The following is a 782-nucleotide window of genomic DNA, read 5'->3' as shown; positions in this document are numbered from 1 at the left end:
GACGCCACCGGCAACGATGCCGAATTCGGAACGGCTGCGGCGGCCATCGCCGCGGATGCAGGACCCTGCCACGCGTGACCAGCCAACGCCGAGGTCACCGAGGAAAACGATCCCGCGGCCGCACTCAACTCATCGGCCAGCCCGTCCCACGCCGCAGCGGCCGCCAACATTGGCGCTGACCCGGCACCGGAGAACATCCGGGACGAATTGATCTCCGGCGGGAGCACCAAAAAGCTCATGACCGCGGTCCCTTCTCAGCAGCGAGCCCCGGGAGCCAAAGTGTGCCGTTGCTCGGGTTCGCACGCAACCGCGACTGCGAGCGCTTGATCCCTGCGGTCCGGTCCGCAACGATCGTGCGGCGGCCGGGATTGGATTCCCGCCTAACGGGGTATGGGGCAGGCCGGAGAATGTACGTTGCTCCAGTGGCTGCTGAAGGTCTGATCAACGACGATCGAGGGGAGCAGTGATGAACTTTTCGGTGTTTCCGCCCGAGGTCAACTCGGTGCTCCTGCTTGATGGGCCGGGCCCGGGGCCGATGCTGGAGGCGGCGGCGGCCTGGGACGGGATCCGCAGTGAGTTGAGCGCGGCGGCAAGCGCATTCAGCTCCGTGACCTCGGACCTGGCCGGGCAGGCCTGGCAGGGCCCGTCGGCGGCGTCCATGACCAACGCGGCCGCCGGGTACGTGGACTGGCTGGGCGGGGCGGCCGCGCAAGCCGAGCAGTCGGCGGCCCAGGCGCGGGCGAGGGCCTGGCCGTCGTCTACGAGGCCGCGCTGGCGACCAT

2 protein-coding genes are annotated in these 782 nt (G+C 69.4%); one reads left to right on the top strand and one right to left on the bottom strand.

The genetic code is table 11. From position 1 onward, the window contains the following. The coding region (locus A5696_RS27130) for a PPE domain-containing protein (protein ID WP_156738404.1) at nucleotides 1-239 on the bottom strand (239 nt) is incomplete at its 3' end. A gap of 227 nt (nucleotides 240-466) precedes the next feature. On the opposite strand from A5696_RS27130, the gene A5696_RS14695 reads away from it, so the two are divergent. Further along, nucleotides 467-782, top strand: a 316-nt coding sequence (locus A5696_RS14695; protein ID WP_067880017.1) for a PPE family protein, incomplete at its 3' end; no start/stop codon positions are given.

The sequence above is a fragment of the Mycobacterium sp. E2699 genome (assembly GCF_001666745.1).
In the GTDB taxonomy this organism is placed as follows: domain Bacteria; phylum Actinomycetota; class Actinomycetes; order Mycobacteriales; family Mycobacteriaceae; genus Mycobacterium.
The sequence above is the reverse complement of the archived record's forward strand: the minus strand, read 5'-3'. Positions and strand labels throughout refer to the sequence as shown.